The organism is Asanoa ishikariensis (assembly GCF_900107455.1).
Taxonomy (GTDB): domain Bacteria; phylum Actinomycetota; class Actinomycetes; order Mycobacteriales; family Micromonosporaceae; genus Asanoa; species Asanoa ishikariensis.
The window spans coordinates 20730-41051 of record NZ_FNQB01000005.1 but is presented as its reverse complement, the minus strand read 5'-3'; the positions used below and the strand labels follow the sequence as shown (position 1 = coordinate 41051).

Genomic DNA, 20322 nt, shown 5'->3' with positions numbered 1-20322 from the left:
GCGCGGCAACGATCACCTACCAGCCAGAGGTGAATCTGGACGATCGTCCGGAACTGGCCGAGGAGCTCTGGCGCGCGCGGGAGCTGTTCGCCGGCATCGGCTATGAGGTGGTGCCCGGCTTCGGTCTCGGGCTGGGGGCTCGGCCTTTCCAGGATCAGCTTCGCGAGTTCCTGCGTTCCGAGGATCGACGCCCCACCGACGTGGTGGTTGTCTACTACACCGGTCACGGCATTGGGCACGGCACCGATCTGCTTCTGCCGATGGCCGACACGACTGATGTCACCTATCAATCGGTGCGAGCCGGCGACTTGACCGGCAAGCTGCTCGACAGCCAGGAACCCGGAGAGGTGACCGGTCAACAACTGCTGATCATTCTCGACACCTGCTACAGCGCTGCGGCAGCAGGCCTCATGGGTGCCAACGCGGCTGCCTTCCTGGATCGGCTGCGAGCCCTGGCCGGCACGCCTTCCGTGGCCGTGATCGGCGCCGCACGAAACTACGAATCCGCGACGGCGGGCGCCTTTACCCGCGCGTTGGCTGCCGCCATAGGCCATGACACCTCTGTCGGCGGACGCGAGATACCGTACCTGCCACTCGACGCCGTCGTCCTTGCCGTCAACGACAACACACCGCTGCATCAGCACGCACAGTTGATGTTCATCGGCGAGCGCGCGGGAGAGTTCTTTCCGAACCCACGCTTCAAGAACTGGTACGCGGACCTCGATCAGCAAGCACGCGCCCGGCAACATCAACGGCAGGCACGCGAGCGCGAGCGTCACGACCACGTCATGCCACGCGCCCAAGGTCTCGATGGCCCCGCCGTTCGGGACGACCTGTGGTTGTTCACCGGCAGACACGCCGCGCTGCGAACCGTCAATCGATGGCTCAGCGGCACCGGCCCCGCGACGCTGATCGTGACCGGCGGCCCCGGGTCAGGCAAATCGGCACTGCTGGGTCGCCTCGACGTGCTCGGCGATGCCCAACGCCGCGGGCGCGTGCCGAACCTTCACCTGCTGCCCGCCGACACCATCCCCCCGCCTCGAGTGATCGACCGTTTCATCCACGCCCGGGGTCACACTCCACAGGACCTCCTGTCCGCACTGGCCGAGGCGTGCGAAGTCGACGACATCGCCGCGGTGGACTCCGTCGGTGCACTGCTTCGCCGCCTGCCGGAAGGCAGAACGCGCATCGTTGTCATCATCGACGCGATCGACGAAGCCGTCGCGCCCGGCAAAGACCTCGCCGGGGTCGGGTCGCCGGTGGTGGACCAGGTCCTCGCCCCACTCGTAGCCGCCGCCGGACGGACACCGTTGCGCCTGCTGCTCGGCACCCGCACACATCTGGTCGATGGTCTGGGTCAGCAGGCGCAACTGCTCGACCTCGACAAGCCCGGTTTCGCTGACCCGGACAGTGTTCGTCAGTACGCCCGGGCCTGCTTGACCGCGCTCACCGACGCCTCGCCCTACCGTGGACGCTCGGCCGCCTATCTGGACGCCGTCGCCGACGCCGTTGCCGCCAACGCGGGCGACTCGTTCCTCGTCGCGTTCATCACCGCCCAGAGCCTGGCCCTCCGCGCGGCCGCGGTGACCAACCCGCACGATCCGACCTGGCGCGTCGAGCTGCCCCGCGAAGCCGCCGAGGCGATGAGTCAGGACCTCTCCCAGCGCCTCACCCACCAAGCCCCACGGGCGCGGGACCTCCTTCTTCCGCTCGCGTACGCCCAGACCAGCGGCTTGCCGTGGGAGGACCTGTGGCCCGAACTGGTGCGCACGCTCACCGGCCGCCCGTGCGGCAACGGTGATCTCGACTGGCTGATGAAGGAAGCCGGCTATTACGTCATCGAAACCACGCTCGGCACCCGCTCGGTGTACCGCCTCCATCACGAGTCCCTCGCCGAACACCTGCGCGCCGCACGAGACATCGAAGCCGACCAGGCCGCGATCGTCGACGTCCTCACCCGGCGCGTCCCGAGACTGCCCGACGGCACCACCGATTGGGCGAGGGCTCATCCCTACACGGCCGCGACCATCGCCACCCACGCGGCCGGCTCCAGTCGCCTTGACGACCTCGTGGCGCAACCCCGGTTCCTGCTTGACACTCCCCAAGCACCGTTGTCAGCCGCCCTTCCGCACATCCGCACCGCCGACGGACACGCGACGGCCGACGCCTACCGCCGAGCGGCCACGCGCATCCGCACCGCGTCGAACCGCCACCGCGCCGCATATCTTCAACTCGCGGCCCGGTGCGCGAGAGCACCTGGCCTTGCCGCGGCTATCACCGGCAGTGGCCTGCCGCTGCCGTTCGCGACCGCCTGGGCCTCGTGGCGTCTGCAACCACCCCACCAAACCCTCATCGGTCACACAGACCTGGTGAGCGCGGTGGTCACCGGCAACCTCAACGGACGCCTGGCGATCGTCTCCGGCAGCGGCGACGGAACGGTGCGGGTGTGGGACGCGGCCACCGGCACCCCGATCAGCGACCCACTCGCCGGTCACACCGCTTCCGTGTACGCCGTGGCGGTCGGCCAACTCGACGGCCGCCCGATCATCGTCTCCGGCAGCAGCGACCGAACCGTCCGGGTGTGGGACGCGACAACCGGCGACCCGATCGGCGGTGTGCTCGCCGGCCACGCCCGCGAAGTCAACTCGGTGACCGTCGGTCAGCTCGACGGCCGCCCGATCATCGTCTCCGGCAGCAGCGACCGAACCGTCCGCATCTGGGACGCGACAACCGGCAACCCGATCGGCGAACCACTGGCCGGCCACACCGACTGGGTCCGCGCCGTCGCCGTCGGCGAACTCGACGGCCGACCGGTCATCGTCTCCGGCAGCGACGATCGAACAGTGCGGGTCTGGGACCCGACCACCGGCACCCTCGTCGGCCAGCCGATGTCCGATCACACCGGCGATGTCAACGCGGTAGCGGTCGGTCAGCTCGACGGCCGCCCGATCATCGTCTCCGGCAGCAGCGACCGAACCGTCCGCATCTGGGACGCGACAACCGGCAACCCGATCGGCGAACCTCTCGCAGGCAACACCGGGTGGGTCAACGCGGTCGCGATCGGCCAGCTCGACGGCCGCCCGATCATCGTCTCCGGCAGCAGCGACCGAACCGTCCGCATCTGGGACGCGACAACCGGCAACCCGATCGGCGAACCACTGGCCGGCCACACCGACTGGGTCCGCGCCGTCGCCGTCGGCGAACTCGACGGCCGCCCGATCATCGTGTCCGGCGGCAGCGACCGCACCGTGCGCGTCTGGGACAGCGCCACTGACAACCCGATCAGCGATCCCTTCGCCGGGCACGCCGAGGAGGTGCACGCCGTCGCGGTCGGTCAGTTCGACGGCCGACCGATCATCGTCTCCGGCAGCGACGACCAGACGCTGCGGATGTGGAACGCCGCCACCGGCGCCCCGATCGGCGAACCGCTCATCGGACACACCGACTGGGTCCGCACGGTCGCGGTCGGTGAACTCGACGGCCGTCCCATCGTCGTCTCCGGCAGTGACGATGGAACTGTGCGGCGTTGGGACATCGCCACCGGTGCCCCGATCGGCGAGGCGCTCGCCGGTCACACCGGCTTGGTCAACGCGGTGGCCATCGGTCAGAGCGACGGCCGGCCGATCATCGTGTCCGGCGGCGGTGACGGCACCGTGCGCGTGTGGGACGCCGGCACCGGAGCCCCGATCGGCCAACCGCTCGCCGGCCACGCCCGCGGCGTTCAGTCGGCGACGGTCGGTCGACTGCACGATCGAGCGATCATCGTGTCCGGCGGGCGTGACGGAACCGTGCGGGTGTGGGACGCCGCCACCGGCGCCTCGATCGGCCTCCCGATCGCCGGTCACTCCGACGAGGTCCACGCGCTGGCGATCGGTCAGCTCGACGGCCGCCCGATGATCGTCTCGTGCGGCGCCGACCGGACCATCCGGATGTGGGACGCCGCTACGGGAGCCCCGATCGGCACGCCGCTCACCGGCCACACCGGTGCGGTGTACGCCGTCGCGGTCGGTCACCTCGATGATCGCCCGATCATCGTCTCCGGCGGCGTCGACGGGACCGTCCGCGTGTGGGACCCCGCGACCGGTGCGGCGATCGGCGAGCCGCTCACCGGGAACGCCGGCTCGGTAGACGCGGTAGCGGTCGGTGACCTAGAGGGCCGGCCGATCATCGTCTCGAACAGCAGCGACCGCACGGTCCAGGTATGGGACGCCGCGACCCGCGCGCCGGTCGGTTCGTCCTTCGCCGGCCACACCGCCTCGGTCAACGCCATCGCCATCGGCGACCTCGACGGCCGCCCGATCGTGGCGAGCGGCAGCGACGACCGCACCGTGCGGATCTGGGACGCGGCCACGGGCGCACCGATCGCCGACCCACTGACCGGCCACGTCGCCGTGGTCAACGCCGTCGCCGTCGGTGACCTTCACGGCCAGCCGATCATCGCGAGCGGCAGCGACGACCGAACGGTGCGGATCTGGGACGGCGCCACGGGCACGCCGGTCGGCAAGCCGCTCACCGGACACACCGCCGCCGTCAAGGCGATCGCCATCGGCGACCTCGACGGCCGTCCGTTCATCGCGAGCGGCAGCGACGACCGAACAGTGCGGATCTGGAGCGCCGCCACCGGGACCCTGATCGGCGACCCGCTCACCGGCCACAGCGCTGCGGTCAACGCCATCGCGACAGGCGACCTCGACGGCCGCCCGATCATCGCCACCGCCAGCGATGACCACACCGTTCGGCTCTGGGAGATCGCCACCGGCATCCGCACCGGCTTCCCGTTCGTCGGCCACAGCGATCAGGTCCACGCGGTCGCGGTCGGTGATGTCGGTGGACGCACGATCATCGTCTCGGGCAGCAGCGACCGAAGCGTGCGGATATGGGACCCGGCCACCGGCAACCAGATCGGAGCTTCCTTGACCGGTCACACCGGCGCGGTGTACGCGGTCGCGATCGGCCAGCTTGACGGCCAACCGATCATCGCCTCCGGCAGCACCGGCGGCTTCATCCGGATCTGGACCCTACGGGGCCTCGCGGTTGCCCACTCGGACCCCGACTTCGCCATCGACATCTCGTCCGCGGCGCACGACATCGTCCTCGGCCCTTCGAACAGCGTCTTCGCCGCCGCCGAACTCGGAATCATCCACGTGCGCCTCAGCCCAGGGCACCCATCAGGGCGGTGACCTGGGCATTCGACCGCGCGACGGGTCAGAGTCAGGGGCGCAGGGTGTCGACGCGCGCCACGGCCTGGTCGATCTGGGCCTCGGTGAGGGTTTTGTTGCGGACCAGGTTGACGACGTTGTCGAGGGTCTCGTCCACGACGTTCGGGTCGTACACCTGCTGGTTGGCGAAGACGAGCAGGTCGAGGCCGGCCTTCAGACCGAGCGCGACCGCCTCGTCCAGGCCGTACCTCCTGGTGATCGCGGCGGCCTGCATGTCGTCGCTGACCGCCGGGCCCTTGAAGCCGAGCTGGCCGCGAAGCAGGTTCGTGACGACGGCCGGTGACAGCGAGGCCGGCAGGTTTGGGTCGAGTTGTTTGATGAGCAGGTGGGCGACCAGCACCGAGTCGGCGTTTCCGCTGCTGATCAGCCGTTGGAACGGGACGAGCTCGGCCCGCGTCCACGTCGCGCTGACGTCGACCACGTCGAAGTCCGTGTTGCCGGTCGCCGTGCCGAAGCCCGGGAAGTGCTTGATCGACGTCTTGACCTTGCCCGCCCGGTGGACCTGGATCTCCTCGGTCGCGTTCGTGACGACGACGTCGGTGTTGGCGGAGAAGCTGCGGCCGAGTTGGCCGATCGCCGGGTTGTTCGGGTTCAGGTTCAGGTCGACGACCGGCGCGTAGTTGAGGTTCACGCCGATCGACCTGAGGCTGTCGACGATCTGCTGAGCCCAGGCCCGGGTCGCGGCCGGCGAGTTCTGGGCCCCGATCTCGGCCTCCGACTTCGTCGCCGGGAAGCCGTTGCTGGGGTTCAGGCGGGCGACCTGGCCGCCCTCCTGGTCGATCGACACGATGAGCGGCCCGGGTGCGGCGTCTCGCAGGCTCTTCACGAGCGCGGTGACCTGGGCCGGCGAGGTGATGTTGCGCGGGGCGTTGGTCTCCAGTTCCTTGTCGAACAGGATGACGCCGCCGAGGCCGTTCTTGACCGCCTTCACGATCCAGTCGTTGTTGTCGACCGTCTGGCCGCGGAAACCGACCACGAGCAGGCTGGAAATCTTCCGCCGGAGGGCGGCCTCGTCGAAGCTGCTCGGCGAGGCCGCCGGGGACGGTGTCGGACTCGCCGGCTGTCGCGGGGGCGTTTCGGCGTTGCCGGAACCGCAGCCCGCCAGACCCGCCACCACGGCCGAGCCGACGCCCGCGAGCAGCCGCCGCCGGGTCACGGATGCATCCTTCATCCGATCCACGCTACGGCCGATCGCCGGACGCAGCGCGCATATCGATGGGCTCCACAGTGGTTAGCTGCCGTCGTGAGAACAGCTCGCGTGGAAAGCGGAGGAGTCACGCTCTCGTGCCGGCACGGCGGCGTCGGCGACGGCCTGGTGGTGTTGCTGCACGGGCTCGCCGGCAGCGCCGGCGAGCTGGCTCCGACCGCACAGGCGCTCGTGGCGGACCACCGGGTCATCGCCTTCGACCAGCGCGGGCACGGCGACAGCACGCGGCGGCCGTCCGATGTGTCACGAGAGGCGTATGTCGCCGACGTTCTGGCCGTGCTCGACGCTCTCGGCGGTGCCGACGTCGCGCACGTGACGCTGGTCGGGCAGTCGATGGGCGCCCACACGGCCCTGCTCACCGCGGCGTGGCATCCGGACCGGGTCAAGCGGCTCGTGCTCCTGGAAGGTGGCGTCGGCGGCGGGGCCGACCGGGACTACCCGCAGCGCCTCGGGACGTGGTTCGCCTCGTGGCCCGTCCCCTTTCCTGATGCGGAGACGGCCGTCACGTTCCTCGGCGGGACGGCGATCGCCGCCGCGTGGGCGCGGGATCTCGAGAAGCGTCCCGACGGCCTCTGGCCGCGCTTCGACGCCGACATCATGGCGAAGGCGATCGGTGCGGTGGCCGCTCGCGCACGCTGGTTGGAGTGGGCGCGGATCACGGCGAGGACGACGCTGGTACGCGGGAGCCGAGGCACCGTGCCGGACAACGAGGTGGACCGGATGCTCGCGATGCGTCCTGATGTCGACCACGTCGTCATCCCTGACGCCGGACACGACGCTCACCTTGACGAGCCGGCCGCGTGGCTGGCGACACTGACGGAGCTCCTGCGCTGAGCGTGGACGGAGCCGAGACGCGCCTCGCCTGCTGGGGAAGGCCACCGACGCGCAGCCGGGCGTCGGCACGATCGATGGGCAGGAGCAGACCCGCCAGCACGATGGCCGCGCCGAGCGCGACGGCGACCACGACCAGCGCCAGCCGAAGCGTCGACGCGCCGGCGAGGACGCCGATCATCGCTGGGCTGGCGAGCACACCGGCGTACGCGATGACGCCGAGCTGGGCGATGACCGCGTCACTGCTCTGAGCGTCGCTGCTGCCGGCGAGGGAGAAGGCCAGCGGCAGCACCGGGCTGATGGCGACGCCGACGCCGTAGATGCCGGCGAGCACGACGAGCGCTTGCGAGGCGGAGGTCACGGCCAGGAATCCCGCGGTGAGGGCGCCGGCCCAGACGAGCACCGCTCGCGCGCCCAGCCGGGTGCGGAGCCGGTCGGCCACGACCCGACCGGTCAGGAGGCCCGCCTGGAACATCGGATACGCGAGCGCGGCGACGGCCTGGGACGTGCCGAGACCGCCGTGCAGCAGCACGCCGGTCCAGTCGGTGACCGCGACCTCGATCGCGAGCGCGGAGAACGCGATGACGCCCAACCCGTAGACGACCGGGCGGGTTCGTCCGCGCGTACGGCCGGCCAGGGGTGGCGGGCGGGTGTGGAGCAGTGTCCGGCCCAGCACCACCGCCACCGGCAGCGCGAGCACCGCGGCGCCGACGAGAGTCTGCGTGTACGGGACGCCGAGGTGGGCGCAGAACGCGGCGATCAGGCCGCCGGCCCCGGCGCCGACGGGCCAGCCCGCGTGGATGCCGGCGACGATCGGACGCCCGTACGCCCGCTCGGTGGCAGAGCCCTGTGAGTTGGCGGCGACGTCCACCGCGCCCAGGCCCATCCCGAACACGGTGACGGCGGCGAGCAGCGTTCCGTAGGTCGGCGCGCAGGCGACGAGGGCCAATGCCATCGCATACGCCGGCGCCGCCACGCGTAACACCGGTGCGCTGCCCGTGCGTGCCATGACCCACCGCAGCGCCTGGGTGCTGACCACCGCGCCGAGGCCCCACAGAAACAGCACGCCGCCCAACTGGCTCGGCGAGATAGCGTGCTCGTCCATCAGCGCCGGGATCCGCGCGGTGAGGACGCCGCACAGAGCGCCGGCGAGTCCGAAGGCGGCCGTCACGCCGATCCTGGCTCGGCGTAGCCGCCCGTCGGCTCATCCGAGACGTTCTCGCCTCCGCACCAGGACCACGCGTGGCTACCCGCTTCCGTCTGCCTCGGTGACCCGGAGTCGATCGCGCACCGCCAAGCGGCGTCTTCCTTCAACGGTGGGTACGCGGGCTTCGGCGTGGCCGAAGGCGCACAACCCCACCGGAGTGAGCCGAACGCACCCGTCTGTGGTCGCGCGCCCGCACCCGACCCACAGCGCACGCACGCCCAACACCGAGGCTGGGATGGCACGATGCGTGCTGTGAGTTGGCACCTGCTGGTGACGCCCCTACACCTCGCGGCCGCGGACGGCGGGCTCGAGTGGGCGGCCGACGCGGAATCGTCCTTTGGTCTGCCGGAGGAGCCGCCGGCGACCCGTGAGCTGCCGACAGTTGCGCAAATCCTGTCCGCGTTCGGGGAGGCCGGCTGCCACGGCACGCTGTGGTCCCCGGCCGGGCATGGTCTTCCGGTCTGCCCGGACCCGGCCTCTTGCGCATCGCTGGGCGGGTTGGACCTAGGCGAGATCAGCCTGGGCGTCGAACCGGTGGAGCTGGGCCAGCCCGTGACCGACATCGGGTTCCGCAAGCCCTCCGGTGCCGCGGTGCTGGCCGCGGCGGTGGCACTGGCGGCCCGGGCAGGACCGCTCCTGGTGTTCGACGACAACGGCGAACACACGTTCGTGGTGTCGCCAGGCGACGACCCGATCCGCCTGGCCACGCATTGGCCGTGGTAGCCACTGCCGGCAAAATTGTTCCGGCCGTGCGTCGGATCCGGGGCTGGTCGTTCGTAGAGCAAGCGAGAGGCAGCCGGAACGAGGCCGCCGGGACTAGGGAGTCATGGGATGGCGCGGTACCTGATCTCGTTCAACGAGGGCGCGATGGACCACATCAGCGAGGAGGAACTCCCCGAAGTGGGCGACGCCGCGCACGCCGCGGTCCAGGAGGCGGTGGACGCCGGTGTGTTCGTGTTCGGCGGCGGACTGCAGAGGCAGCAGGCGAGCATCGTGGGCACGGACGGGCTGGTCGCCGACGGCCCGTACCCGGAGACCAAGGAGGTCATCGGCGGGTTCGTGGTCGTCGACGTGGCCGCACGCGAAGAGGCACTGAAGTGGGCCGCCAAGATCGCCGCCGCCTGCCGCTGCGCGCAGGAGGTACGGGAGCTCGGGGCCGACCCCAGGGTCGACGAGATGCTCCGCCAGTCCGACCGGCGATGACTTTCCCGACCGCGTGCGGGCTTCCGCGGGGTCAACGCCCCGCGGAGGCCCGCACGCGGCGCGGTGCGTCAGTACGGGTAGTGGACCGGCAGGTCGGTCGTGGTCAGCCAGCGCCGCTGGGTGAACTCCTCCAGGTTGTCGTCGCCGCCTGAGCGGCCGCCCAGGCCCGACAGGCCGATGCCGCCGAACGGGGCCAGCGCCTCGTCCTGTGGTGTCGCGTCGTTCACGTGCGCCATGCCGCCGCGCAGTCGGCGCGCGACCGACAGACCACGTCGCAGGTCGGCGGTCACGACCGAGTTCACCAGGCCGTACTCCGTGTCGTTGACCACCCGCACCGCCTCCTCCTCGTCGGCCACCACCAGCACCGGGGCGATAGGGGCGAAGATCTCCTCGCGCCACAGCCGCATGTCGGTGGCAACGGACGTGACGACCGTCGGCCGGAAGAACGGCGCGTCGTCCGCGCCGCCGGTCACCACCGTCGCGCCGTCGGCGACCGCCTCCGCGAGCATGGATGCGGCGCGGCCATGCTGCCGCGAGTTGATCATCGGACCCAGACCCACCTGCCCCGTGTACGGGTCACCGACCACGATCGCGGCCGCACGGCGCGAGAGCTCGGCCACGTACGCGTCGGCGACAGCAGCGTGCACCACGTGCCGTCCAGCGGTGATGCACGTCTGCCCCTGGTAGTGGAAGCTCGACCACGCGCCGATCATCGCGGCCTGCTCAAGGTCGGCATCGTCGAGCACCACGAGCGCGTTGTTGCCACCCAACTCCAGCGACACCTTCTTGAGCAGCCCACCCGCCGTGGCCGCGATCGACCGCCCGACCGCACTCGACCCGGTGAAGTGCACCATCGCCGTCGCCGGGTGGGCGACCAGGCGCTCACCGACGTCAGCGCCGCCCTGCACCACCTGGAACACGCCCTCAGGCAGCCCGGCCTCCGAGAACAGCTCGACCAAGGACGCGCCACCGGACAGCGGTGTCTCCGGCGACGGCTTAAGGACCACCGCGTTGCCCAGCGCCAGCGCCGGCGCGATGACCCGCATGCCCAGCACGAGCGGGAAGTTCCACGGCGTGATGGCCGCGACCACGCCCAGTGGCACCCGCTCGGCCAGGCTGAACCGGCCCGCGTGGTTGGACGGCCGCACCTCACCGATCGGCCGGGCGGCCAGGGCGGCGGCCTCCAGCAGCTCAGCACTCGCGGCGCCGATCTCGTAGTCGGCCTTCCCGTAGATCGAGCCGGTCTCCCGGACGATGAGCTCGCGCATCGCCGTGGCACGGTCACCGAGTGACGCGGCGGCCCGGCGCAGCACCGCGGCCCGTTCGGCGTAGGTGAGCGCGGCCCATGCGGGCTGCGCCGCGGCGGCACGCGAGACCGCGGCATCGACGTCTTCGGGCGCGGAGACCGGGACGGTGCCGAGGGCGACGCCCGAAGCCTTGTCCAGGGAAGTAAGGGTGGACATCACAGCTCCTCAGGAAGGGGATGGCGCCGGGCGAGGGCGACGGCCCCCGCGACCGGCGATGCGTCCAACAGATGGATGGTCAGGTCGGGGTGTGAGCGGGCGAGGGTGCCCCGGAACGCCTCGAACAGCGACGGCTGGCTCGTGATGACCCCGCCGGCGGCCACGACATCCCCGACCGCGCCGGACGACAGCAGGACGCCGACGAGAGCGGCCAGCGCAGCCCCGCCGTCGGTGATCACCTGACGCGCATCCGCTGAACCCGACGAGGCCGCGGCGAACACGGCGGGCGCGCGGGTCGCCCAGTGTGCCGGGTCGGTGTTGTCGTTGACCGTGCGCGCGAGCCCGGCCGCACTCGACACCCCAAAGGCTTCGAGCAACATCGGCAGCAGTACGTCGTGCACCCCGCCCGCGTCGTGCCGGGTGAGCGCGGCCCGCACCGCTTCCCGCACGAGCGCCGGCGCACTCCCCTCGTCGCCGAGGACCCAGCCCCAGCCACCGGCGAAGCCGAGACTCCCGTCGGGGCGGACGGCGACGGCGATCGAACCGGTCCAGGCGATCACGCCGATGCCACTGACCAGTCCGGCAGCGGGTACGAGCAGCGCTGCGTCGTTGGTGACCGTGGAAGGCACCCCGCTGGCGGCCGTCAACGCCCGCCCCAGCGCGACACAGTGCTCCTCGGTGTCACACCCCTGCGCGCCGGCACCGATCGCGGCGAGGACCGCACCGGCCGGCACGTGCCGATCGACGGCGGCCGCGATCCAGTCGGCCGCGGCGGCCACCGGCGAAGCCGCCCAGTCCCCACTGGGCGAGACCGCGTCCACCAACCGCGCACCGTCGAGGGTCTCGACCCGAACCTGGGTCTTCGTCCCACCGATGTCGAGGCCGACCACCACCACGCTCACAGCACCGGCACCTTCGTGTCGTCGTGGTGGAACACGAACTCCTCGATGTCGATGTCGGCCTGTGCCGCCGCCCGGGCGACGAGCACCTGCAGCACGATCGCCTCGAGGATCGCCCGCTGGTTCAGCGGCACGGCGGGCAGCCGCACCACCTGAAGCAGCGGCGCCGCCGGCACGTCGTCGGTCGTCACCAGGATCGTCGGGTGCCCCGCGCCGGACAGGGTGCGGGCGACCGCGATCTCCCGCTCGCCGCCGATGAGCACGTGCGCGGTGCCGCCGGCCGACTCCATCGCGCCGTGCAGGTACTGCCGCGTGCTCATCGCGGTCGCCGGCAGCCGCACCACCTCGCGGAAGAGCAACGCACCGGCTTCCGCCGAGCCGACCGACGGGCCGGCACCGGCGAAGTCCGCGGACCGGGCGCCGGCGAACGTGGCTGCGAGATCGTCGGCCCGTTCGGCGAGCACTGCTTCCAGAGCACTGATCCGCTCTGGCAACAGTGCCCACCCCGGGTCGACCCGCCCACCGTCCCAGGCCTCGGCGATCATGCCGAGCCCGGCGACGGTCGCGGTGTAGCCGATCGTCGACGCGTAGCTGTCCGGCAGGTCCCCCAGCGACACGTGCCGGGACGCGGCGGCGCCGATGGGCGACGGGTCGGCGTTGGTCACCGCGTACCGCAGCGGTTCGTCCACCGAGGACAGCACCGCGAGCGTCTCGGCGCTGCGGCCGCTCTGGGACACGGCGAGCAGCGGGTGGCGGCTGGCCGGGTACGGCAACGGGTGGTCGCCGGCACTGAGCCGCCACGAGTGGATCCCCCGCGAGCGCAGGGTCCAGGTCGGCGCGCAGGCCGCGGCGAAGCTCGCACCGATGGCGACGAAGATCGGGCCGGGCCCGCGGAACCAACCATCGGCCTGCCGCGCCGCGACCTCGGCGCCAAGCCGCCGCAACGCGCCCTCGAGCACGTCGTGCTGCTGCGCGCGGGCGGCGGCGAAGGTGATGTGACCCTCCGGCGTTGACATAAGCGTTCTCCGTACTTGTGAAGGGCTGATCAGGCGTGGCAGTGGTTGCCGCCGCTGGCGGGCACGTCCAGCGTCGGGTTGCGGCCGAAGAAGCCGGCAGGCTTGAGGACGAAGCCGGTGGTGTCGACCGGCATGACCGGCCAGTCCTCTGGCCGCGGGAAGTGCGTGAGCCCGAAGGTGTGCCACACGACGATGTCGGTGCCGTCGACGTCGCGATCGGCGGCGATCCACGCGGGGATGCCGGCGCCGCCGGGGTGCTGGTTGACGAAGTCGCCCGCGGGATACTGCTCGGCCGGGTCGTACGCGGTGACCCACAGGTGCCCGGTCGCGAACGTGGCCCGGCCGTACAGATCCGACGAGGCGTCGGCGAGCAGCGCGGGCTGGCCCTGCGGGTGCAGGACGTACGCGACGTCGCGGCCGAGCCGGTTCTGCACCGACGGGTTGCCGATCCGCCAGACCCGCCCGCGGTTGCCGTCCGCGAGCCGGGGAGCATCGCTCTCCCTGCGCAGCCGGGTCACCTGCTGGGTGATGCCCGTCCCGGTCGGGTTCTCCGGCCCACGCGGCACCGCGACCGCGTCGACCTCCTCGACATAGTTCGCGGGTCCGTCCACGGTGAAGTCCAGGCGGGCGCTGAAGAGGTGCTGGTGGTGCGGGGCGCCCAGCGCCGGCGCGACCTCGGTGGCGTAGGCGTAGTCGCCACCAGGGTGGCCCGAGGTGAACACGACACCGGTGGCCTTGACCTCCAGCTCGATCGTGCCGTCGAGGTAGAAGTACCAGTAGAAGCCGTAGTCGTAGTTGCCGACGGTCACGAAGAAGGAGACGACGAGCCGGCGGTTGCGCCGCACGTCGCTGGAGCCGGTGAAGCTGCTGGTGTGCTTCCAGAGCACGCCGGCGTCCTCCTCGTGGATGCAGATGGCCTGCGGGATGGTGCGGGGCTGGCCGGCGTTGTCGGCGACGACCACGTCGAGGTAGGTGATGTCGCCGACGCAGTCGCAGCCGAGCTCCAGCGAGTTGGCGAAGTTGCCGAGCAGGTACTCGCCGCCGTCGAAGAACGTCTGGAACCACCGCTGTGGGCTCGGATCGGCGTACGGGACGACCATCTCGGCGATCGACGCCCGGTAGAGCACCGGCCGCTCGGCGATCGAGATGTCGCGCAGCACGAGGCCTTCGCGGGAGTCGAAGGACACCTGGAGCTTCCAGCCGAGCCACTCGAGCACGTTGTCCGCGTCGATCGTGAAGCTCGGCCCGTGTGGCTGCGTGATCTCGATCGGCCGGAAGCCCTCGCGGGTCGGGCCGTTGAACTCGGCCAGGTGGAAGTTGCCGTCCTCCTGCGGGACCGCGAGCAGCGCCGCGTCGACCACGTCGACGACCTCACGGGCGATGACGTCGACGTACGCGACGACGCCGTCGACCGGGTGCGCCCACGGCAGGTCCTGGGGGTGCTTCTGCAGGAACGTGAAGGTGCGCTGGAGGCGGCGGCCGCGCTCGGACTCTGTCATCGCCGCGCCGGCCGACAGCGGCTGCACCCGCAGGACGGACAGGTCGGTCAGGCCCCGGCGGTGCATGGCGGCGAGCCAGCGCGGGTCCTTGTGCACGATCTCCTCGACCATCGCGAACTCGAGCATCACGACCGGCACCTGGCCGTCGCGGGCGGGTTCGATGCGGGTCGAGGAGACCACCCGATCCTCGATCGGGCAGACCACCACGTCGTGCGACGTGCCGTCGCCCATGTCGATCAACATCGCCCGAAAGCGCCGGGGCACCGCCTCACCATCGAGCCGCTTGTCAGGTTCGACCAGCCCGAGGTACGCCACGTGCGTCGTGTCGGTCAGCAGGCCACTGTGGACAAGAAGCTCACGCGCGGCCGAGATCTCCTCGGCTCGAAGCGGTGCGAGCGCGCTCGATGGTTCAACCACGGCAAATCCTCCCCTGACCAGTGGGATACCCAATGTCGACCACACAATACCAATTTCGCCTCGTTGGTACAGGGTGGCAACTCAGGCTTTCCCGAGACACGGACGAAACCCTGGAAAATGGCCGGACCGCAGGGACCCTCTGGTCTTCTGTGGTTTGCACAAACCGTGCTCGTCCGCGATGATGCGAAGGTGACCGAGGCTGCGATGTCCACGTCGATCCGCGCCGACCACCCGGAACCCCTGTGGATCCAGGCCGTGAACCTGATCAAAGAACAGATCGGCACGGGCGCGCTGAAACCGGGCAGCCGGCTCCCCCCGGAGCGCGAGCTGTGCGAGCGACTCGGCATCAGCCGGGTGACGCTGCGCAAGGCGCTGACCACCCTCGTCGAGGAGGGCGCGCTGAGCGCCTCGCACGGCCGCGGCTGGTACGTGGCGGCCAGCGCCAGCGCCCGCGAGTGGCCGAACAGCCTGGAGTCGTTCAGCGAGACCGCCAGCCGGATGGGCCTGGCGCCGAGCTCCACGGTGCTGCGGCAGGAGGTGGTCGCGGCCGACCTGGACCAGGCCGAGCACCTCTCGATCGCGCCGGGCACGCCGCTGTTCGTACTCGAACGGGTCCGGCTGCTCAACGACGTGCCGATCGCGCTGGACCTCACGCAGGTGCCGGCCGAGTTCGTACCCGGCATCACGGATGTGGATTTCCGCACCGGTTCGCTCTACGACCACCTTGCCGCCGCCAACCTCGATCCGGTCAAGGCCGACGCGACCGTCGAGGCGCAGCAGGCCGACGCCTACCTCGCCGAGCAGCTCCAGCTCGAGATCGGCAAACCGGTGCTGGTGATGCGCCAGCTCGTGTTCAGCCCGACCGACCGGCCGCTGTTCTCCTCGGTGGTGCGCTACCGCGGCGACCGCTACCGCCTGCGGACCTTCTTCCTGCGCAGCGCGCCGGCCCGGCCGGCGTGGGGACCTCGCTGAAACTGAACGAACGCTCGTTTTCGGATGCCTTGGCTCGCTCACTTGCCGAGGCCCTGGCTCAGACCCTGGATGAACTGCCGGGAGAAGACCACGAACAGCACCACCAGCGGCACGGCGCCGAGCGTCAGCGCGCCGAGCAGCGCCGGGTAGTCGTTGAGGAACTGGCCGACGAACTGCTGCACGCCGAGCGTCACCGTCTGGTTCTCCTGGCTGGGCGCGAGAATCAGCGGGAACCAGAGGTCGTTCCAGATCGGCAGCATCGTCACCGACGCGACCGCGGCCAGGCCCGGTCGCACGATCGGCAGGACGATCGAGAGGGTACGCAGCTCGCCGGCGCCGTCGATGCGCGCGGCTTCCTTGAGGTCGTGCGGCACCGACCGGAAGTACGTCATCAGCAGTGCCACGGCCAGCGGCAGGCTCATCGCGGTGTAGACCAGGACCAACGCCGTCAGCGTGTCCATCAGGCCCCACGAGATCATCGTCTTGAGGATCGGCACGGTGCCCAGGCGGATCGGCAGCATGATGCCGGCCACGAAGAACCCACCGACGAGCGGCGCGAACCGCACCTTGTACTCGGTGAGCGCGAACGCGGCCAGCGTCGCCAGCACCAGCGTCGCCACCGTGCTGCCCACCGTGACGACGAGGCTGTTGCGGTAGTTGTCGACGAAGTGCCCACGCTGGAAGACCCGCTCGTAGCCGGCGGCGCTGAACGTGTCCGCGGTCGGCAGCGCGAACGGATGCTCGAAGATGGCCGGCGTCGTCTTGAACGAGTTGACGACGATCAGCAGGATCGGCGCGATCGCCAACACCGCGAACACGATCAGCAGGGCGTGCACCACGAGGTTGCCGGCGCGCTCGGAGGATCGGCGTGCTGCCTTCATTTGTCCACCACTCACAGCTCGTACGACTTCAGCCGGCGGTGCAACAGACCGAAGTACGCGCCGGTGATGACGAGGATGATCAGGAAGATGACGCTGGCCACGGTGGCGCCCAGGTCGAGATCGGCGAGCTGGCCGCTCGAGCCGAAGAACGTGCGGTAGAACAGCGTGCCGAGGATGTCCGTGCTGTAGTTGGGACCGGGCGCCGACCCGTTGAGGGCGAAGACCAGATCGAACCCGTTGAACGTCCAGATGTACGTCAGGATGGCGATCAGTCCGAACTGCGGCGCGATGAGCGGGAACTTGATCCGCCAGAACGTGGTCCAGCCGCCCGCGCCTTCCACCCGGGCCGCCTCCAGGACGTCGCTGGGCACGGCGAGCAGCGCCGCGTACAGGAAGATCATCGGAATGCCGACGTACTGCCACACCGACATCAGCGAGATGGTCGGCAGCGCCGTGGTCTCGGTGCCGAGCAGCGGGTAGTCGACCAGCCCCCACAACGGGTTGATGATGAGTCGCCAGATGAACCCGACGATCACCACCGACAGGGTGGTCGGGATGAACAGCAACGTGCGGTAGAGGCCGGTCGATCGCCTCAGCCGCCCGGAGGTCAGCAGCGCGGCCAGCAACAGTCCGAGCGGCACTTCGACGAGCAGGTGGATCGCGAAGAACTCGAGGTTGTTGACCAGCGCGTTCCAGAACCGTTCGCTCGTCGTCGGGTTCGTGAACAGGTAGTGGTAGTTGTCGAGGCCGACGAACCGCGCCACGTCCCCGTCGGTGTCGAAGAGGCTGTAGTACATGGAGTTCAGCAGCGGCAGCGCCGCGAAGAGCACGTAGACCGCGAGCGCGGGCAGTGTGAACGCGAGGAAGTACCGATAGTGGGCCCTGCGCACGGTTGTCCTTTCGGTGAGGACGGGGATGCGCCGCGCGCATCCCCGTCCGGGCCGCTACTTCTGCTGCTGCGGGGCGTACCAGGCCGACAGGCCCTTCTGCAGTTCCGCGGTGGCGTCCTGCGGGCTCAGGTCCTTTGTGTACATGAGCTGCAGCACCCGCCAGACCTCGTCGTCGAAGGGCGGCGTGCCGGCGCTGAGCCGGTCCAGGCCGAGCCGCGGCGTGAGCTTGGCGCCCTGCTTCAGGTCGGCGAACTCCTGCGCGAGCTTGTTGGTGTAGGTGACCGGCTCCTTGCCCATCGAGAAGAACCCGGGGAGCTTGTTCACGTACAGCGACAGGAACTCGGGCGTCGCGGTCCAGGCGAGGAACGTCTCCGCCTCGGCCTTGTGCTTGCTGGCCGCGCTGACGCCGATCGCCATGTCCGGCATCTCCTGGACGTAGCGCTCGCCGCCCGTGGTCGCCGCCGGCGGACCGAAGACACCGACGTTGAGGTTGCCCACGGCCACCTGGTTGATGTCCCACGAACCGTCGGGCAGGATCGCGGCCTTGCCGAGCGCGAACAACTGCGTCATGTCGGAGTACTTCAGGCTCGCGGAGCCCTTCGGCAGGTACGGCTTCCAGGCGTCGAAGGCCGAGAACGCGGCGACGAAGTCCGGGTCGGTGACCTTCTTGGTGCCCTTGATCAGCCCCTGCCGGCCCTCCTCGCCCTTCCAGTACGCCGGGCCGATGCTGTAGAGCCCGTTGTACGCGAGCTGCCAGGACTCGGCCGAGCCGACCGCGAGCGGCGCGTACTTCCCGTTGTCCTTGATGGCCTTGAGCACCGACAGGAACTCGTCCTGTGTGGTCGGCACCTGGAGGTTCAGCTCGGTGAAGATGTCCTTGTTGTAGAAGAAGCCGGCCAGGACCGCGGCGGTCGGCAGGCAGTAGGGGCTGCCGTCGTCGCCGGCCCACGGGTCGAGGGCGAGCGGGTCGAAGGCGTCCAGCATGGGCTTGCCGTCGAGCTTCTCGAAGTACCCCTTCTTGATCCACGAACGGTTCACGTCGTACGGCCGGCAGGTGATCAGGTCCGGTCCGGTGCCGCCGTCCACCTGCGACTGGATCGCGGCGTTGTATTCATTGGTATTGGTCGGGCTGAACTTGACGTCGATCGTCGGGTGGGTCTTCTCGAAGGCCGGCAGGATCTCGTCCTGCCACATCGCAAGGTCCTCGGTGCGCCAACTGCCGAGTGTGAGCGTGACCTTGCCGGGATCACCGCCGCTCGCCGACGGGGAGCAGCCCGAGGTCAGGACGACTGCTGCCGCCGCGACCAGCGCAACGGACGCACGGAATGCACGCATTGAGTTGCCTCTCGTCATCGTTGCCATCGCGCGGCTCCCCCCGGTGGCCGGCGCCTGAGGCGGGAGCATATACAGGTAGACCCAGTGGTAACAAGAGGTACAGCTTTGGTTTGCAGTGATGCTAAGGTGCGCATCCACGGCGTACCACTTGTTGGTTTTGGAGGATCCATGATCGGGGTCGGCCTGCTGGGGTCCGGGTTCATCGGCGAGACCTACGCCGAGGCACTCGACGACGTACGCGACGCACGGCTCGTGGCGCACTACTCCCGCTCGCCGGAGCGGGCCGCCGCCTTCGCCGCGAAGCCGGGACGGGACACGAGACCACACGACACCATGGCGTCGCTGTGCGCCGACCCGGCCGTCGACCTGGTCGTCGTCGCCCTGCCCAACGAGGTGCACCTGGAGGCCGTGCGCCTGGTCGCCGCGGCCGGCAAGGGCGTCGTCTGCACCAAGCCGCTGGCCCGCACCGGTGCAGAGGCGGCCGAGATCCTCGATGTGGTCACGTCAGCGGGGATCTGGCATGGGTACGCGGAGAGCTCGGTGTTCTCCCCCAACCTCGCCAAGGCACACGAGATCGTCGCGGCCGGCGGCATCGGCGACGTGCTCTGGATGCGCGCCCGCGAAGGACATTCCGGCCCGCACGCCGCGCACTTCTGGGACGCCGAGACGGCCGGCGGCGGCGCGCTGCTCGACATGGGCTGCCACACGATCGAGTCGGCCCGGCACTTCTTCGGCCGGGACAACCCGATCGTCGAGGTCTTCGCGTGGGGCGCGACGCTCGCCCACCAGGACAAGACCACCGGCGAGGACACGTCGATCGCCCTGCTGAAGTTCGCCGGCGGACAGGTCGCCTCGATCGAGAGCTCCTGGGTGGAGCAGGGCGGCATGCAGCTACGCCACGAGATCGTCGGCAGCGCCGGCCGCCTGGTGACGGACACGGCGTCGACACCGGTGTGGGGCTTCATCACCAAGCCGGTCGGCTACCTCGTGGAGAAGTCCGACGCGGACACGGGCTGGGTCTACCCGGTGCCGGAGGAGACGCGTGCCTACGGCTTCTCACAGGAGATGCGGCATTTCGTGGACCGCTTCGCGGCCGGCGAGCCTCCACTGGAGACCTTCCACGACGGCCTGGTGGTCAACAAGGTCGTCGACGCCTGCTACCGCTCGATGAAGTCGGGCCGCTGGGAACCCGTCGCTTGACAGGTGCCGCTATACCGGTGGGATAGGTCTCCCATCGGGGGTTGGAGGACGGCATGTCGAGCAAGCAGAGCAAGCGGCCGAAG

At 70.2% G+C, this 20322-nt stretch carries 15 protein-coding genes; 6 read left to right on the top strand and 9 right to left on the bottom strand.

Translation table 11 applies throughout. From position 1 onward, the window contains the following. Positions 1-29: 29 nt before the first annotated feature. A complete protein-coding gene (locus BLV39_RS37150; protein WP_176985276.1) occupies positions 30-5180 on the top strand; it encodes a caspase family protein in 5151 nt (1716 codons plus the stop codon). A 31-nt stretch (positions 5181-5211) separates the two neighbouring features. Here the strand turns inward: BLV39_RS37150 and BLV39_RS37145 are convergent, their stop codons facing one another. Continuing rightward, positions 5212-6390, bottom strand: coding sequence for a glycoside hydrolase family 3 N-terminal domain-containing protein (locus BLV39_RS37145; RefSeq protein ID WP_239084101.1), 1179 nt, complete (start codon positions 6388-6390; stop codon positions 5212-5214). 72 nt (positions 6391-6462) lie between these two features. Here BLV39_RS37145 and BLV39_RS37140 point away from each other — a divergent pair, with 72 nt between their 5' ends. Then, positions 6463-7260, top strand: a complete 798-nt coding sequence (locus tag BLV39_RS37140) for an alpha/beta fold hydrolase (RefSeq protein ID WP_090803015.1) — start codon at positions 6463-6465, stop codon at positions 7258-7260. Here BLV39_RS37140 and BLV39_RS37135 read toward each other — a convergent pair. Beyond that, on the bottom strand, positions 7181-8428 hold the full coding sequence (locus BLV39_RS37135; protein ID WP_090803013.1) for an MFS transporter: 1248 nt from the start codon (positions 8426-8428) through the stop codon (positions 7181-7183). The genes BLV39_RS37140 and BLV39_RS37135 overlap by 80 nt on opposite strands. 279 nt (positions 8429-8707) lie before the next feature. Between BLV39_RS37135 and BLV39_RS37130 the strand changes: the two genes are divergently transcribed. Then, positions 8708-9187: a hypothetical protein gene (locus BLV39_RS37130; protein WP_143050053.1), complete on the top strand. Its 480-nt coding sequence runs from the start codon at positions 8708-8710 to the stop codon at positions 9185-9187. 108 nt (positions 9188-9295) lie between these two features. After that, entirely contained in the window at positions 9296-9667 is a 372-nt protein-coding gene (locus BLV39_RS37125; protein WP_090803008.1) for a YciI family protein, read from the top strand. Between the two features lie 68 nt (positions 9668-9735). Here BLV39_RS37125 and BLV39_RS37120 read toward each other — a convergent pair whose 3' ends face one another. Genes BLV39_RS37120 through BLV39_RS37105 form a run of 4 tightly spaced genes read right to left on the bottom strand, consistent with a single transcriptional unit; the run spans position 9736 to position 14961 of the window. After that, complete coding sequence (locus BLV39_RS37120; RefSeq protein WP_090803005.1) at positions 9736-11130, bottom strand: aldehyde dehydrogenase family protein; 1395 nt, start codon at positions 11128-11130, stop codon at positions 9736-9738. Beyond that, positions 11130-12032 carry an N-acetylglucosamine kinase gene (locus tag BLV39_RS37115; RefSeq protein WP_204083030.1) on the bottom strand — a complete coding sequence of 301 codons (903 nt, stop codon included), beginning with the start codon at positions 12030-12032 and terminating at the stop codon, positions 11130-11132. Before BLV39_RS37115 ends, BLV39_RS37120 begins: the two co-directional genes overlap by 1 nt. After that, positions 12029-13045, bottom strand: coding sequence for an SIS domain-containing protein (locus tag BLV39_RS37110; RefSeq protein ID WP_090803003.1), 1017 nt, complete (start codon positions 13043-13045; stop codon positions 12029-12031). The genes BLV39_RS37115 and BLV39_RS37110 overlap by 4 nt, the downstream gene beginning before the upstream one ends. A 29-nt stretch (positions 13046-13074) precedes the next feature. After that, on the bottom strand, positions 13075-14961 hold the full coding sequence (locus BLV39_RS37105; protein WP_090803001.1) for a primary-amine oxidase: 1887 nt from the start codon (positions 14959-14961) through the stop codon (positions 13075-13077). A 189-nt stretch (positions 14962-15150) separates the two neighbouring features. Here BLV39_RS37105 and BLV39_RS37100 point away from each other — a divergent pair, with 189 nt between their 5' ends. Continuing rightward, positions 15151-15933, top strand: coding sequence for a GntR family transcriptional regulator (locus BLV39_RS37100; RefSeq protein WP_239084103.1), 783 nt, complete (start codon positions 15151-15153; stop codon positions 15931-15933). A gap of 38 nt (positions 15934-15971) precedes the next feature. Here the strand turns inward: BLV39_RS37100 and BLV39_RS37095 are convergent, their stop codons facing one another. Genes BLV39_RS37095 through BLV39_RS37085 form a run of 3 tightly spaced genes read right to left on the bottom strand, consistent with a single transcriptional unit; the run spans position 15972 to position 19039 of the window. Next, entirely contained in the window at positions 15972-16814 is an 843-nt protein-coding gene (locus BLV39_RS37095; RefSeq protein WP_090802999.1) for a carbohydrate ABC transporter permease, read from the bottom strand. A gap of 11 nt (positions 16815-16825) precedes the next feature. Continuing rightward, positions 16826-17704, bottom strand: a complete 879-nt coding sequence (locus BLV39_RS37090; protein WP_204083031.1) for a carbohydrate ABC transporter permease — start codon at positions 17702-17704, stop codon at positions 16826-16828. A gap of 54 nt (positions 17705-17758) precedes the next feature. Further along, positions 17759-19039 carry an ABC transporter substrate-binding protein gene (locus tag BLV39_RS37085; RefSeq protein WP_176985275.1) on the bottom strand — a complete coding sequence of 427 codons (1281 nt, stop codon included), beginning with the start codon at positions 19037-19039 and terminating at the stop codon, positions 17759-17761. A 168-nt stretch (positions 19040-19207) separates the two neighbouring features. Here BLV39_RS37085 and BLV39_RS37080 point away from each other — a divergent pair, with 168 nt between their 5' ends. Continuing rightward, complete coding sequence (locus BLV39_RS37080) at positions 19208-20239, top strand: Gfo/Idh/MocA family protein (protein ID WP_090802994.1); 1032 nt, start codon at positions 19208-19210, stop codon at positions 20237-20239. Positions 20240-20322: the final 83 nt, after the last annotated feature.